Source organism: Scytonema sp. UIC 10036, from assembly GCF_009725235.1.
The window spans coordinates 95,609-109,221 of the sequence record NZ_WJFC01000016.1; the positions used below are offsets into that span (position 1 = coordinate 95,609).

General features: G+C 40.4%; 17 protein-coding genes. 5 read left to right on the top strand and 12 right to left on the bottom strand.

Annotated elements, in window-relative coordinates:
* Positions 1–54: 54 nt before the first annotated feature.
* From F7734_RS10420 to F7734_RS10435, 4 genes are all read right to left on the bottom strand, one after another.
* Positions 55–948 (bottom strand): pentapeptide repeat-containing protein, encoded by an 894-nt coding sequence (locus F7734_RS10420; RefSeq protein ID WP_155744595.1) that lies wholly within the window; start codon positions 946–948, stop codon positions 55–57.
* An 885-nt stretch (positions 949–1,833) separates the two neighbouring features.
* Positions 1,834–3,756 (bottom strand): caspase family protein, encoded by a 1,923-nt coding sequence (locus F7734_RS63290; RefSeq protein WP_243146793.1) that lies wholly within the window; start codon positions 3,754–3,756, stop codon positions 1,834–1,836.
* Between the two features lie 455 nt (positions 3,757–4,211).
* The gene (locus tag F7734_RS10430) at positions 4,212–4,775 is read right to left on the bottom strand and encodes a GIY-YIG nuclease family protein (protein ID WP_166481832.1); all 564 of its coding nucleotides are present in this window, start codon (positions 4,773–4,775) and stop codon (positions 4,212–4,214) included.
* A 170-nt stretch (positions 4,776–4,945) separates the two neighbouring features.
* Complete coding sequence (locus F7734_RS10435) at positions 4,946–5,518, bottom strand: hypothetical protein (protein ID WP_155744596.1); 573 nt, start codon at positions 5,516–5,518, stop codon at positions 4,946–4,948.
* A gap of 110 nt (positions 5,519–5,628) precedes the next feature.
* Here F7734_RS10435 and F7734_RS10440 point away from each other — a divergent pair, with 110 nt between their 5' ends.
* The 5 genes from F7734_RS10440 (at position 5,629) to F7734_RS10460 (ending at position 10,168) form a co-directional block, all read left to right on the top strand.
* A complete protein-coding gene (locus tag F7734_RS10440) occupies positions 5,629–5,871 on the top strand; it encodes a hypothetical protein (RefSeq protein ID WP_155744597.1) in 243 nt (80 codons plus the stop codon).
* The gene (locus tag F7734_RS10445) at positions 5,868–6,485 is read left to right on the top strand and encodes a hypothetical protein (protein WP_155744598.1); all 618 of its coding nucleotides are present in this window, start codon (positions 5,868–5,870) and stop codon (positions 6,483–6,485) included. The genes F7734_RS10440 and F7734_RS10445 overlap by 4 nt, the downstream gene beginning before the upstream one ends.
* 609 nt (positions 6,486–7,094) lie before the next feature.
* The gene (locus tag F7734_RS10450; protein WP_207714067.1) at positions 7,095–7,679 is read left to right on the top strand and encodes an SMI1/KNR4 family protein; all 585 of its coding nucleotides are present in this window, start codon (positions 7,095–7,097) and stop codon (positions 7,677–7,679) included.
* Positions 7,680–8,063: 384 nt separating this feature from the next.
* On the top strand, positions 8,064–9,932 hold the full coding sequence (locus F7734_RS10455) for a lipoxygenase family protein (RefSeq protein WP_155744599.1): 1,869 nt from the start codon (positions 8,064–8,066) through the stop codon (positions 9,930–9,932).
* 5 nt (positions 9,933–9,937) lie between these two features.
* On the top strand, positions 9,938–10,168 hold the full coding sequence (locus F7734_RS10460) for a hypothetical protein (protein WP_155744600.1): 231 nt from the start codon (positions 9,938–9,940) through the stop codon (positions 10,166–10,168).
* Here F7734_RS10460 and F7734_RS10465 read toward each other — a convergent pair.
* The 8 genes from F7734_RS10465 to F7734_RS10495 all read right to left on the bottom strand — a co-directional run bounded on the left by F7734_RS10465 (position 10,151) and on the right by F7734_RS10495 (position 13,175).
* Positions 10,151–10,420 (bottom strand): hypothetical protein, encoded by a 270-nt coding sequence (locus F7734_RS10465; RefSeq protein WP_155744601.1) that lies wholly within the window; start codon positions 10,418–10,420, stop codon positions 10,151–10,153. The genes F7734_RS10460 and F7734_RS10465 overlap by 18 nt on opposite strands.
* A gap of 1 nt (position 10,421) precedes the next feature.
* On the bottom strand, positions 10,422–11,213 hold the full coding sequence (locus F7734_RS10470) for a hypothetical protein (RefSeq protein ID WP_347566158.1): 792 nt from the start codon (positions 11,211–11,213) through the stop codon (positions 10,422–10,424).
* Entirely contained in the window at positions 11,150–11,662 is a 513-nt protein-coding gene (locus F7734_RS66030; protein WP_347566157.1) for a hypothetical protein, read from the bottom strand. The genes F7734_RS10470 and F7734_RS66030 overlap by 64 nt, the downstream gene beginning before the upstream one ends.
* Positions 11,663–11,785: 123 nt before the next feature.
* Positions 11,786–11,998, bottom strand: a complete 213-nt coding sequence (locus F7734_RS10475) for a hypothetical protein (RefSeq protein WP_155744603.1) — start codon at positions 11,996–11,998, stop codon at positions 11,786–11,788.
* The gene (locus F7734_RS10480) at positions 11,991–12,209 is read right to left on the bottom strand and encodes a hypothetical protein (protein ID WP_155744604.1); all 219 of its coding nucleotides are present in this window, start codon (positions 12,207–12,209) and stop codon (positions 11,991–11,993) included. The genes F7734_RS10475 and F7734_RS10480 overlap by 8 nt, the downstream gene beginning before the upstream one ends.
* Entirely contained in the window at positions 12,202–12,399 is a 198-nt protein-coding gene (locus F7734_RS10485) for a hypothetical protein (RefSeq protein WP_155744605.1), read from the bottom strand. The genes F7734_RS10480 and F7734_RS10485 overlap by 8 nt, the downstream gene beginning before the upstream one ends.
* 3 nt (positions 12,400–12,402) lie before the next feature.
* A complete protein-coding gene (locus F7734_RS10490) occupies positions 12,403–12,900 on the bottom strand; it encodes a hypothetical protein (RefSeq protein ID WP_155744606.1) in 498 nt (165 codons plus the stop codon).
* Complete coding sequence (locus F7734_RS10495; protein WP_155744607.1) at positions 12,900–13,175, bottom strand: hypothetical protein; 276 nt, start codon at positions 13,173–13,175, stop codon at positions 12,900–12,902. The genes F7734_RS10490 and F7734_RS10495 overlap by 1 nt, the downstream gene beginning before the upstream one ends.
* Positions 13,176–13,613: the final 438 nt, after the last annotated feature.

A 13,613-nucleotide genomic window follows, 5' to 3' on the forward strand; every position in this document is an offset into this window, starting at 1 on the left:
GTGGGTGCAATCTTGTGAATGCTGAGGTTGGAAGTAGTTAAAGAGCAAACCTCTTCATGAAGTTATATCTGGGTTAGTAAATTTGGCTAGCTGGTCTAACGATTGATATTTTGAACCATCAGGTAAAATTGTTTCCTCATCAAAAAATGACCCTTCTAACTTAGCAGCTTTAAGGTTGGCATCTTTAAGGTTTGCACCAGCTAGCTTGACCGCTCTGAGATTGGCGCTTTCAAGGTTCGCATCGCTCAAGTTGGCATTTTTAAGGTTTGCACCAGCCAGCTTGACCGTTTTGAGATTGGCACGAACGAGGTTGACACCACCGAGATTGGCACCACCGAGATTTAATTCATTTGCCAGTTCTACATCAATTAAAAATCGAATAACACTTCCTTTACGTTCTCCGTCTCGCTCTAACCTCCGCAAGACTGATAACGTTCTAGCACGTGCCACATCTAGTACTGTATCTCGCTCTTCGGCGGTTAAAATCTTCAATTGTTTATCCAGCAACAATTCTGACATTCGGGTAATATAATTTTCTAGAGCTTCCTCTCGTAAATGAGTGGCTGCTATTTCTCTTTCAAGCGCAGCACGTTCCTCAGATCGTCGTTGCTCGCGGCATTGAAACTGGAATAGGACAATCGGAATTGCAAGTGTCCCAGCTAAGCCCAACCAATCCCAAAATGTCTTGCCCGATTGAAATTGTTCTGTTGTCTCTGTAAGCTTAATGATTTTTCCATCTTTGGAATTTATGGTTTCCTTTGTAGTTACTGATTTATTCGAGTCTGGTTTAAAGCCAGCCCACTCAAGTGGGTACAGTGTTTTGTAAATCGCAATAACCCCAACTACAACCGTAGAGCTTATAAGTAATGTTTGTGCAGCAGACAAGACTTGCTTGTTTGTGAGTAAGAACTTTGCCCAGTTAGCGAACTTCTCGCTTCTCCCACCCATAGATAACTCTAATATAGAAGTACATAATTATACTTCACTCATACAGCACTTATTTACAGGAGCGTGCGTTTTTACTCCCCGATTTTCTGAAAAATTGAGGTTGATGCCGTGCAACTTGCACACCTCGTTGTAAAGTTTTGTAAGAAATGCGAATACAGGGAGAGGACTGCAAAGCACTTTTCCTGCATTTCTCACAAGCTTGAACGAGGGGAGCAGAGGAGCAGAGGAGAAAGAACTTGTACAAGAACTCTCAAGAGCGCCCCTGCACAAGTTTTGACAGATGTGGTGAGAAATCCGGGTTTTGGATGGGGTGCAATTGTGTGAATTCCAAAAGCGATCGCAATTGATGAAGCGGTAGTTTTGGGACATGAGATGCGACTTCATATCGAACGAGTGCAACTGCTCCATACCAAATAAAAACCCGTGAATGCTTTCACATCCATGGGTCGTTTTGCTCAATCATTTGTATAGCTCAAGAGGAGGTTTAATATATTTATCGATGAAAATAGAGTTCACTTATGCAGCCCGCAACAAAATCATGCCTTTCCCCGATAAATGCGCTTGTATTTGATAAAGTTTTGACTATATCTTAATCTGACCTACTTAAAAGCAAAAGAGCAGTGTGTTGGTAGGAGAACCCCGCTTAAAGCAATTGTGGAGGGCGATACAGCTATATAGCCGTAATCGCTGGCTTATCGCGTTCTTAAGGAGTACATTCTGAGGTTAAATCTCTTTTTTCTAGTACTACAACGAGACTTTGACGAAGCAATTAAGATTGCAGGTGCTGATTCCAGTTTGGGGCGAACGCTCAAAAACTTACAGAACAATGGTTCGCGACCGTACCAAATTGAATTTCTCGTTGTAGTACTAGACAGTGAAGGTTTATTAAGAACTTCTTTCTCTCCTCAATAAAGCAATAGGGAAGTCTTCAGTGGTAAAATCAAAGTAGGGATTCTGCTTTGCTTTACATAGTTCTTCAGCACTTGCAGGAACTTTAGTGCTTAAGTAATTCATTAAATGAGAAACTTTTATACATCTATCACCTCTTTTGTTGGCTTTACCTTTGAGCGCTTCAATAAGGTGATATGTGTATATACTCATTGTTTTATCTGGTCGAATCCAAGAGCTTTCATATCCTTTTGATGAGGTGAAAACTACTCTTCCTTCACCCTGGTTAAGAGAATTAATAAAGGCTTTTGGATAAGCCGTTTCTTCAAAACCTAAGAGAATTCTTGTAAGTAATGGCTCTCGCTCTTGTTTTTCTAGTTCTTCTTTTGAGGTCGCCATTCCTGCTGCATGACAGCTATCAATGATGATAAGAAGGCGCTTTGCTTCAATTTGCCGTAGCTTATTAGTAAAATCTTCTGCACTTAATGCAGTGTCTTCAAGGCAACGAGTGTTAGTATCGTGTTGTAGTAAATAATAGCGGTTATCGCTTTTCCTTAGTGCGCCATGACCTGAATAATACACAATTATTGTTGCCTCAGGGTCGTTTTCTGTCTGATTCTTTAGCCAGTCCAACCCGTTTAAAATGTTCTCACGTGTTGCTTCACGATCGTGTAACAGTCGAATATGGTTTTCGTCATCAGGATAAGCACAGAACCTTGAGTCAACTAAGGTTTCACGGAGTTTTTTTACATCGTTGACAGTTACTGGCAGCGATAAGCGATTATCAGCACATTCTCCAACTCCAATAAGGAGAGCATAGCCTTGGTTAAAGCTCTTTCGTTGTATTGGTTTTCGGAATTTGATTAAATAAATTCCTAGCCCAAGAAAGAATGTTCCTGAAAAGATTAATGCGAGCAATTTCCAGTTAAGCGGTGACTCGTCTCCTTCAGAATATGTTCTATAAAGTTTATCTATTTCTGCTTGATTATCATTAATAAAATCATTTACGGTCTTTATCCATGTAACATCATCAGCAGGAAGCACTAAACCATAGCTTTCCATCCCTATGTCTTTAGGATAAATCATATAGTTTTTTATATTTGGAAGCTTTTCCTCAGATCTAAATAGCCATTTTAAGAGAATACCATCATTAACAAAACCGTCAATTTCTCCTCGATCCAAAGCATCAAGAGCTTCTTGTGGGAAATTAAATTTTTTTAGTTTGTATCGTGTAAAAAAGCTGGAAATTCTCTGTTCTGATATAGAATTGACAATAATACCAAGCTTTACTTCTTTCTTACTTTTTCCTTTTTCTAAAAGCTCATAAAATAATTCTTGTGCAGATTTAAGAATTAATATTTTTGTAGGTGTTTGAACGAAAGATTGGGAAAAATGAATGCCTGGAATATCATTATCATTTCTAATTGTATCGGCACCACATTCTATATCAAAGCGAGGAGGATTTTTTATTGAAGAACTTAGTGCTTGCGTGCCTTGAAAACGATTTTGATACAAGACCTCATGTGGTACTATCTTGAATTCACTATCAAGGTTTTGTTTTTTTTTAAGATAGTCTTGTAACTTTTCTATTAGATTTACACAGAAACCTCCTGGTCTCCCCAGCATTGGTTCTTTATAACTGATAGGAACGTCTTCGACTCTGTATCCCCAATCTAGTTTTTTTTGTTCTTTCGCTTTAGTAAGAACCCTGGAAAAATTTTCTGGTCTAACAGGAAGTGTCTGTGCGATGACAATAGGATTTGCTAGAAATATGCCTCCAGTGGCAACGAGAAAAGATAGAACCCTAAGTTTTCTCGAATGAATATGCTTTTTTTGTTTATTGATGTTGGTCTCAAAATTGAAGAAATAAAGATTGATTAAACCCATCCTGGCAAGCAATGAAAGTGTAGTGTACAGCATATATGTTGAAATCAACAGGATATTGTTCTTTTATATCACTATACAAACTCTTATCTCGTAAAATCCCGTATGTGCCAGAAATTTTATTGAACACTAACGCTCTTCTATCACTTTCGCTAAAGAAAATTTGAAACCCTATTTTCACATTAGTCCGCGTAGGCGGATTTTATTTGTGTAGCTGCGACTTCTGGTCGCCTCAATTATTCTCTCTATAGTGATAAAAGAGTGCTAATTTAGAACTATTTTGGGGAAAAGTAACCATATTATAAGACTGCACCACTTTTTAAGCAGTGCGGTCTGGACTAGTATAGAAAGTCTAATTAAATATAAATAAATTTGAAGTTTTGCTGTCTTTCAGATTTTACCGCTCGCCAGTTCACCCTGGTTTTGTTTATCTATTAAGAACTACAACATCAAATTCCACCATTCCAGATTTGGCTCAAATATTTTTGAACCTACCCAAAGGGTTGACCGTATTCTTTCCACATCTCCTTATTAAAAGGACTGCGCCACTTTTGAATCAGTACCTGCTCCAACTGTTGCCTTGGTTTTCTCTGAAGTGGGGCGTCCCACCAGAATTTAATGCCAACCGCAGTCTGCAAACCATAGCGGTAGTGCAACTCCAGGTAGTTGGCAATATAGTCCTTACAGTCGTGTACTCCCTTCCACCGCTTGTTAGAGCGACAAGTTTCACCTATGTAGAGGATGAGAGGCATGGTGTTATCCACAATAAAGTAGATAGCAGCAGAACCAGGAGTACCGTCTGTCGCCATTCTATAAAATGACATTGGTTGCAGCCGCAACGTTAGCGGGTCGATTTTGTCAGGGTCACAATAGCTGGGTGTAAGGTCAAACAATGCTACTTGCTGTACTGGTTTGGTTTCCCTCACCTGTTGCTGGTGGTCAAAAATTCGCTGCTTCCACCTTAGTAAAGCATCTTTATCCATCACAAACTGCTCTTGCTTGAGTGCTGGTGTGGGGGGTGGGGGTGAAAACAGGTCAAGTTGATGGGGTTCCAAAGGCTGTATTTACTAATCCAACTTACTGATGATACTTGAAGATGGTGTAGTTGGGGTGCGATCGGCTAGGGATTACAACACCATCCGTATCGCACAAAGGGCAAAGTAGTATGCGATCGCATACCCTCATCGCGACAAACGAACTGCCTGCGAACCATCTGTATCCCACTTCATAACCCACTTGGAGACTTGGACAACCATTCCCAGAACTGCTGCTTCAACTCGGATTGTCTTTTACTAGAGGTCACAAATATGTCAGCGCCGCCATCATAAGGATGATAAACTTCACCTGTTAAGAGCGAAGCAAATAAAATGAACGGCGCATTATCATCCGCAACTGCTTTGATTAAGTTATCAAACTGACCCGATGACCATAAGACCGGAGCACACCAAATGTTCATTATTCTTTTTTCTGGCTCCGTTGGATCTACCAATGAATTGAAAAAAGTGAATGTGAGGTCTTCAAGTTGGGGAACGTCTTGCGTATCGATGCCCGATTGAGGATGTTCGCCGTATTGCGATACAAATAACTTGCAACGAGTTTGAACGCCAAGGACTTCTGTGGCAACCGTATTGTGCCGTGAAAGCAGAATAGAGTACTCATCAAGTGTTTGTGGATACCGTTTTGTTTCGGCCAAGGAGTGAATTCGCAACCATCTATCTGGAATTTCATTTCTCAAAAGATGAGCCACGGGCGGAGCCGAGCCGTAAAATTTTTGCCACCGTTGTCGATCTTCTTTCATGCTAAAGGAAATTTTCTTGACAAGCTTTTTTAACAACATGTTTATGCAGGGTTTCCTTGTTTAAGTAGAAGTTGTAATATTACTTAATTTTTTGTACGCTAAGTCAACAAATGAGGGCGATAAGCCAGCTGCCTACAGGAGTACAGCCGTATCGCTCTCCAGTTGATAAAGAAAGTGTGCGTTTGCCTCCCGGACGCTTCGCGATAAGCCGGGTACGGCGGCGCTGCCATGCGATCGCAGGAGATGAGGAAGGCGATTTGGTGCGATACTGCAGTATAACCGTCAGCGAGTGGGATAAGGCACGCTACGATCTGGTGCCGTATCGCACTCTCCTTCTATATAGTATGGTATGAATGTCTTTGCTGATTTTAGTAAAGAAAGCTACCAACAGTATATGCACATTTTTGATGCTTATACTCCCTATACCAAGCATTATGATAACTTCAACGTTTTTAGAAACAATGTGTTAAGAATATCAACAATCGAGCATACAGTACAAACGATGACATCTAAAACCTACGATATTTCCCGTGAAGGACTCATTAAATTCAAAAATTCTCCTTTATGCCTTTTGGAAATCTCACCATTAGACTTTTGGGATGGTCTTATTCCCTTTGAAGAAATTCCGACAATCATTAGTCGAATGGAAAACTGGGATTTACCTGATGTTAAATTAAATGAACGCTTGAACGCAGTCGTTTCCATACAGTCAATACTCCGCGAACTGACACACAAACTCTTGCTGGCTTGTCCTTACGCATCTTCCCCAAAAGATTTGAGACACAGCCCTTATTTGTCTGTTTTGCCGTCAGATTGTTACACTTTAATTGCTGGCATTGTATTTAAGCTTGATAATAACGGAACTACTTACATTGCCTGTCCCAGCCACTACCGCGATTTTTGGCTAATGTGGCTACAGTTAACTGGCACTTATCTTATGGACATGGTTGAAATAGACCCCCACTAACCTAATTCGTGAGTCGCAATCAAATAAGGATAAAAACCGATCGATAGTGGCGATATGGCTTAAACCGTTATGCTTCGCAAGCTCGCACTTTTCGTTCTCTTGGGAAACTTGGGCGATACGGCTGTACTCCCAAGAGGCAGCTGGCTTATCGCCTCCAGAGCGATTATGCTGTGCCACTTGCACACCCCATGTGTAAAGTTTTGTAAGAAACGCGAATACAGGGAGAGGACTGCAAAGCACTTTTGCATGGGGGTGTGGAGGTATGGCGGAGTCGCACTCGCTGGAGAAGTCGCCGGGGGCTGTGGAGGGTCGCCGGGGGTGTGGTGGCTGAAAAAGCTTTATGATGAAGCTGGCGGGTGAAGCACCCATAAAAGTAATTTATAATTTCCGCCTAATTGATATTCCGTCGGAAATCAATGACGTGAGTGGGGTAGTCGGATGCTGTCCACTCATTTATGTCCACATATGATAGTGAACATAGTTGAAACTTTGCAGAACTTTGTCCACAATCTTTTGAAAGCGTACAAAGATAGTCGGTAGCAGGGTGTAGTTCTACGTGTGGCGATGTTCTGATTACTGGCGATCGCATACCCTGAACGGATACATTTAATGAATCAGAAAAATCAGAATTTGTATTTGGTAGTATTAGTAGAAGATAATTTCAATATGAAAAAATACTTTAAAAACTTTGACCTAGGCAATTTTTGGTCAGATGACGAATATGCAAAGCATTATCAATCACCTCCAGTTACAAATGAGCTAATTAAAGCTGTCGAAAATAAGCTGGGATTTAAACTTCCTGACTCTTACATTGAGTTAATGAAAACAAGTAATGGAGGCATACCAAACAAAAGGTATTTTCCGACGAAAGAAGAAACCACATGGGGTGACAAAATTCAGATAGAAGGAATTTTTGGGATTGGTGTAGATGGCTCTTCTTATTCTTTATGCGGAGATAACAGCAACCAGTTTTGGATTGATGAGTGGGGCTATCCCAATTTTGGAGTTTATATTTGTGATACTCCTTCTGCTGGACACGACCTGATTATGCTGGATTATCGCAAGTGCGGCAGAGAAGGAGAACCAGAAGTAGCACATATAGACCAAGAAAGAAATTATAAGATAACAACTATTGCTCAAGACTTTGAAACTTTTCTCAGAGGCTTAACAGATGAAATAGAGATTATCTTGTAAAGACGACTTATGATTTAGAGGTTGATCCGAGATAGCTGTATAAAAGGAAATTAGTGCTGAAAACCCTTATCCTGTCTGAGTTTGATAATTTGTTACTTTCTTGTACCCAATGTTATTGCAAGTGACGGAAAATTAAGCATTTTTAGCTCTTATTTCCGTTTTCGTCCATATCTCGACTTAACCTCCAATAGGCTACTTCTACCGCGCTTTGTTGTATCTAATTGCACATAATAATTATCCGGAAAATTGTGATAAATTTAATATTCAGTAGTAATATATGCTGAAAAATTTCCATATACTTTTGTAAAATTTATCCGTGTCTTTTCTCTTAAACCCCGTATTATTGCTGTAAACTCGGAGTCACATTTTTGGGGAGAACACGTTATGCGTTCGCGTAGCGGCTGCTTTGCAGCATCGCCAAAGCGACAACAACGACAGCAACAATTAATCGAGCAGTATGTTTTCTCGCGCCGTACCATGCTAGCGCTCCTTGGTTTCATCTGTGCTCCAGGGTTGGAACATTTCCTTGTAGTGGGAGACACTCAACCACCAGAACCTACACCTCCTGCTAATCCTCAAATCCCAACTTTACCTCAAAAAAATTCATTGGCAGATCAAAAAGAACGCCAACAGCAGCTTGAAATTGCACGCTCTCAATACCAGTTAACATCTCGACTGCCAAACTCCGTGCGTGTGGAAACTTTACCAGTCCAAGAGGCTTTTGATGAGGGCTATAGTAAGAATCGGGCAAGTATAACCCAGAAATCTATAGAAAATCAACAAGCATTTTTACAAGACCCCAAACCCTTTCTCGCATTAGAAGACTACACGAACGTTTTTAAAGTTTTACCCGTACCGGAGATTGCCAAAACCTTTCGCAAGGATGCGATATTTGCTCTGCAACGGCTGTGGGGTCCCAATCCCATGGAACTGACTAACGTTTTAGCACTCAATTACAATCTTCAAGAAAAACTGGGGATAACAAATGAGATTTTTCAAACCGTTCTGGCTGCTGCTAGAGGAACGGCATATGTTAGCGAAACTCTTGAAAGTGCTACCAAAAATGGCGGTTTGTTTGTCACCGATTATGCAATCCTCGCAAGTGATGGCATTACCTCAAAAACAAACCGATATCTCATCGCTCCCATTGCTCTTTATTATGCCGATCGCGACCGGGGTGATTGGCGTTTAATCCCCATTGCCATTCAACTAGGACAGATACCACAAGAAAGTTTGCTTTGTACTCCCTTGGATGGTGCAGACTGGACTTTAGCCAAGCTAATTGCCCAAATGGCTGATTTTTCCGTTCATGAGTTAGTCCGTCACCTAGGTCAAACCCATCTGGCTCTAGAACCCATTGCACTAGCAACTGTACGCGAACTCCCTGCTCTTCATCCCGTAAACGTGCTATTAAAACCGCATTTTGAGTTTACCATGGCAATCAACGCTTTTGGAGATCGAGTGTTGATTAATCCAGGGGGATACGTAGATGTCATTCTAGGAGGTACTTTAGAAAGTTCCCTCAACCTTGTAAATCTTGGTGTCTCTGAAGTGTTCAACAACTTCAGCAACTTCGCTCTCCCGAACAATTTACAAAAGCGTGGTGTTAGCGATCGCTCTATATTGAAAGATTTTCCCTATAGAGATGACGGATTGCTAATTTGGGATGCTCTATTTGAGTATGTCAATCGGTACATGGGGATTTACTACAGAAGCAATAAAGATATTCGAGAGGATTTCGAGTTGCAAAATTGGTTAAAAGCTTTACGAACACCTGTTAGTGATGGAGGCTTCGGTGTCACTTCCTTACCTCAAAACTTGACTCACCGCGACCAGTTAATTAACTTGCTAACACAAATTATTTTTACAGCAGGTCCACAACACTCAGCCATTGCCTGGACTCAATATCAATATATGTCTTTTATTCCTAATATGCCTGGAGCTATTTATCAGCCTGTTCCTACAACTAAAGGAATAGTCAACGAGAATAACTTAACCAGTTTCTTGCCCGGTGTGGAACCAACCTTCGCGCAAGTGAACGTCATATCGGGAATTGGCGTCAAACTTGATGTTAAAGCATTTACAGATTTTGGTGTCAATAGTTTTCAAGATCCGCGAGCGATTGCTGTTCTTAAAGGTTTGCAAAATCGCTTAGATGTTGTGGAAAAACAGATCTCACAACGCAATAAACATCGAGAGGAATGCTATCCTGGCTTTTTACCTTCCCGCATAGCTAACAGTACCAGTGGTTGAAATGTGTGTTACCAGGCTTACAAGTAAAAGCGCGATCGCACTTACGTATGAGAACGAAGAGTGCGATCGGCTTCAAAAAACTCATACTGTGCGCTTCATATCAGTACGTTCGCTGTTATGCGATCGCAAATTTTATGCTACGTGTTGTAATACGCATCAAGTCACAGGTAACTGGCGATCGCTTTTCTTCCCTACAATCGGCTCAGTACATAAATCCTCTATTTTTTATCCGCTAAAGAATTAATTTTCTTAACCAAAGAATTGTGCCATTCCCTGCCTTCCTTTGAAGAATAAGGCTTGTATCCCCCGCTTTCCCAGCTTGAGTAAACAGAAATAGGCGTTTTTTCTAGTTTTAAAAGTTTAGCAGCAGCAAACAGTTGATCCGCATCTGGTGATGAATAAGGGGATGTATAGTCATCAGGCTCTTCAGAATTCCGAACTGCATACTTTTCTAAAAAATCTAAAATTTCTTCTGATAGTTTTTTCATCTTACTCCCCTCCCATCACCATAACTGGTTCTATCCAAATAACCTTCCTCTCCTTCCTACCCTCCCCATAAGGTTGACTGCGTACAAAACCTTTACGCAAATGCGGGTTTTTGGTGCCACCTTGACTTTCACCTTCATAAGTTCTCTCCCGTTTGATTCGATAAGTTCGTCCAACCCAAAGAGGTTCGTAGAAGTCTTTGGCTGAATCCTTACCAAAACCTTTATTAACTGTAATTTTTTGCTGTTGTTCTTCTGAATCAACAAGTTCGGGACGGCATTCCATCACCAGAATCAATCGTAGGAAAATAGATTGTAAATATTCATTAAAATCTTTGACTAGTTGTGCATCTATATCTTGAACATCAGCATAGGTAAACTTTCCTGAATTGTCAGCTACTAGGAATCGACGGCAGAAAAAACTAGAGCCATCACTTGCCGTCCAATAAAGAAATTTTTCAGATGGATCGTAATGCCAAAAAATGGTATCAATACTTCGCTTTTCAGGGGAAAGAATTACACCTTTAGGCAACATAAAAAATCCTGTTTTGACTGCCCAATTCAAGTTATCAATCTCAACAGATATTTCCGATTGCATAAGTGCTGTCAGCAATTCGTTGCTCGCCCAATAGGCAGGACACTTGGCTTCTCCTACTTTATAGAGAGTGTAAGCAGTAATATTGATGGATTCTGTGCTGTTAGCTGTTAATTGTTGGCGCAACTTTTGTTCGGTCACAGAAAAGAAAATCTCAGCAACATAACCGCACATTTTTTCATAGCTTTCATAACCCTCCACATACCTAACAGGACGACGAACAATTTGTTTATACCAACCTGATGGTTTCCTAGCCATGCTTTTTTATAAAAGGTTCTTAAATTGTTAATTGCTCTATGAATTTTATAATAATTTATGCAATTAAATGGGGTCATGCCTTTCAAGATACGACCGAATTTTCTGCTTGATTTCTGATTCCAGCACATCCATTTCTCCATCAATGTCAGCATACCAACCATGTTGATTGAGTATAGCGATACGCCGAAGGCGTTATGCGCTTCGCTCTTCGCACTCTGCACCGCTGCATTTACAGCTGCATCTCTTTTACCTTGTGGTGATGCACAATAAGCCTGCCGTTCTGCTTCCCTCTGTCGTTGCTTGTCTTCAGCCTTCTGTATAATTCTTTGTGCTTCTTCAACTGAGCAAAGTCTGGGAGGACTTAACCTTTCATCTCCAACCTCTTTTCCCATCGGAGTGTAACGCTTTCTGTAATGCTTCAATAAGTTCTCTAACTTTCATAAATTGTTGTAATGTTACCTTCTTAATTTGTAATATTTTAACACCTCTTTCATTACTGAGTGCAAGCAAAGGTTTTATCCAGCCTGTTTGTAACTGGCATACCAGGGTTTACCAGACATTGGTTCAATTTCACAATAGTTCGCTTCATATTGCTCAATAGCCTCTACGAGGTTCATAACCTCTGGCGTGGCATCTGAGATTTCTTCACTCAGTAGTAAACGTTTAGCTTCAGTTGCTATAGCCAAAAGTTTTTTATTCTGTTGCTCTAAGTATTGCTCTCTATCCACTTTTTCTCACCTTGGAAATTTGTTGAAATTTGATTGTTATAGTTCCTACAATAGTTGCTGGTTGAACAATAATGGGATTTTTTTTTAGCTCAGTAACTTCTGCCCAACATCCAGATAAATATTTAGGAACTCCACGATAACCATCCCATTTTAACAAAACTGAGTCACCTACTCTAATATCAGCAATCTTGTCAGTTACAAATTCATCCATTCTCAGAACTTAATAATAATTGAACTTGCTCTATTTCCTGCAACGTCATTCCTACAGGGTTGTAATCTGGAGTAAGATTGAAAAATTCAGATACCCAATAGCTCTGTTTCGTTTTTTGCTCGTATTTGGCAACTTCGTCATAAGAGCCAATGCAAATCTTTTCTTTTGTAAAATAAAGGCGCTTGTTCATAAATTAATTTCCAATTTTTACAATTGCATGACTGGGTAAACCTTCTTTTAGTAAGCTGAAGCCTTCAAGGTAGTTTCCAGTAAAAATACTTAAATCGTAATTCCTACGACGGGCTTTTAAAAAAGACTTAACCCAGCTATTGTCTAACGGAATCCCAAAGTAAAGAAGACCCGTTTCCCTCCATGTCGGGTCTACAGCGTATCCATCAGAATCAACTAACCATGCATGATTGATGGGAAAGCTGACCTCAGGTGCGATCGCATACCCCTCAACGTAAGTCAAATTCTTGTACTTCTTCTTACGAATGATTTGCTGGCAGTTGTAATAGCAGTGAGAAGGAGCACCCTTTAGTTCTTCAGGAGCAACTCTAGGTTCCATAAAAATTCCATATTTTAAATAAATCTCCTCGTAACAAGAGAATTTCCAGTCTGGTTGCCTTCTCTGGCTTCGCATTAAAGAAATATTATTGAGATAGTCTTTAAGCTGTTCTTGTAATTGCATTATTTTAAATATTTGTCTCTAAGTTCTTTTGCTAATAAATAATTCTTCTTTTCAATGATTTCGATTAAACTGGTGGCTCTTAAGAACCAATATTTAGCGATGATGTCTATCTCGTGATTTGTCGCATCTAAATTCGTTATCTCTTCGTCAGTTAATCCATAATAATCCAGATTGACAGCATCAGTGGCTTTTCTGTAATTCTCCATGCACAGGCTCAACTCATCCTCGATTATTGACTCAAAGTGAGTTGCGATCGCTAACTGTTTTGAAATCATTTTGTCTTTATTTTTAAAAAGTTCCATTTATTTAGGTATTTATCTGATTTTATTCTAATTAAATAACACAAGCTACTGTGCAGGTTGCACAGTTAAAAGCCTAAAGTCTCTAAAGTAAACACGGTTCAATCATACCGCGCCGATTTCATCGGTCTCCACAATCAGGACGCGGATTCTCGCTTGCGCTCCCCAAAACCGCGAATCCCCAAACGACAGATACTATCTTAATATCTCGCCCAGTTTTTACGCTCAAAAGGTTTGAATTCTGTCCCTTTGACTTGGCTAGCGTATCCTGACTTCCGTCGCCCGAGCTTCGCCTGTGGCTCCGCTCCGGCGGGTCCCTCACTGGCTTAGCTGGCGTTGCCTAGTCTGTCCTGTCCTGCAAAGGATACACAAACGCCAGCCAAGCCAGAATCCCTCCCCAGCCCAAGCCTACCC

Bases quoted from the DNA above. Each gene is read 5' to 3' on its own strand.
- F7734_RS10485 (WP_155744605.1), bottom strand. From the start codon at position 12,399: ATGAACAAGCGCCTTTATTTTACAAAAGAAAAGATTTGCATTGGCTCT.
- F7734_RS10445 (WP_155744598.1), top strand. From the start codon at position 5,868: ATGAATGTCTTTGCTGATTTTAGTAAAGAAAGCTACCAACAGTATATG.
- F7734_RS10490 (WP_155744606.1), bottom strand. From the start codon at position 12,900: ATGCAATTACAAGAACAGCTTAAAGACTATCTCAATAATATTTCTTTA.
- F7734_RS10495 (WP_155744607.1), bottom strand. From the start codon at position 13,175: ATGATTTCAAAACAGTTAGCGATCGCAACTCACTTTGAGTCAATAATC.
- F7734_RS63290 (WP_243146793.1), bottom strand. From the start codon at position 3,756: ATGCTGTACACTACACTTTCATTGCTTGCCAGGATGGGTTTAATCAAT.
- F7734_RS10465 (WP_155744601.1), bottom strand. From the start codon at position 10,420: ATGAAAAAACTATCAGAAGAAATTTTAGATTTTTTAGAAAAGTATGCA.
- F7734_RS10450 (WP_207714067.1), top strand. From the start codon at position 7,095: ATGAATCAGAAAAATCAGAATTTGTATTTGGTAGTATTAGTAGAAGAT.
- F7734_RS10420 (WP_155744595.1), bottom strand. From the start codon at position 948: ATGGGTGGGAGAAGCGAGAAGTTCGCTAACTGGGCAAAGTTCTTACTC.
- F7734_RS10455 (WP_155744599.1), top strand. From the start codon at position 8,064: ATGCGTTCGCGTAGCGGCTGCTTTGCAGCATCGCCAAAGCGACAACAA.
- F7734_RS66030 (WP_347566157.1), bottom strand. From the start codon at position 11,662: ATGGGAAAAGAGGTTGGAGATGAAAGGTTAAGTCCTCCCAGACTTTGC.
- F7734_RS10480 (WP_155744604.1), bottom strand. From the start codon at position 12,209: ATGGATGAATTTGTAACTGACAAGATTGCTGATATTAGAGTAGGTGAC.
- F7734_RS10435 (WP_155744596.1), bottom strand. From the start codon at position 5,518: ATGAAAGAAGATCGACAACGGTGGCAAAAATTTTACGGCTCGGCTCCG.
- F7734_RS10440 (WP_155744597.1), top strand. From the start codon at position 5,629: ATGAGGGCGATAAGCCAGCTGCCTACAGGAGTACAGCCGTATCGCTCT.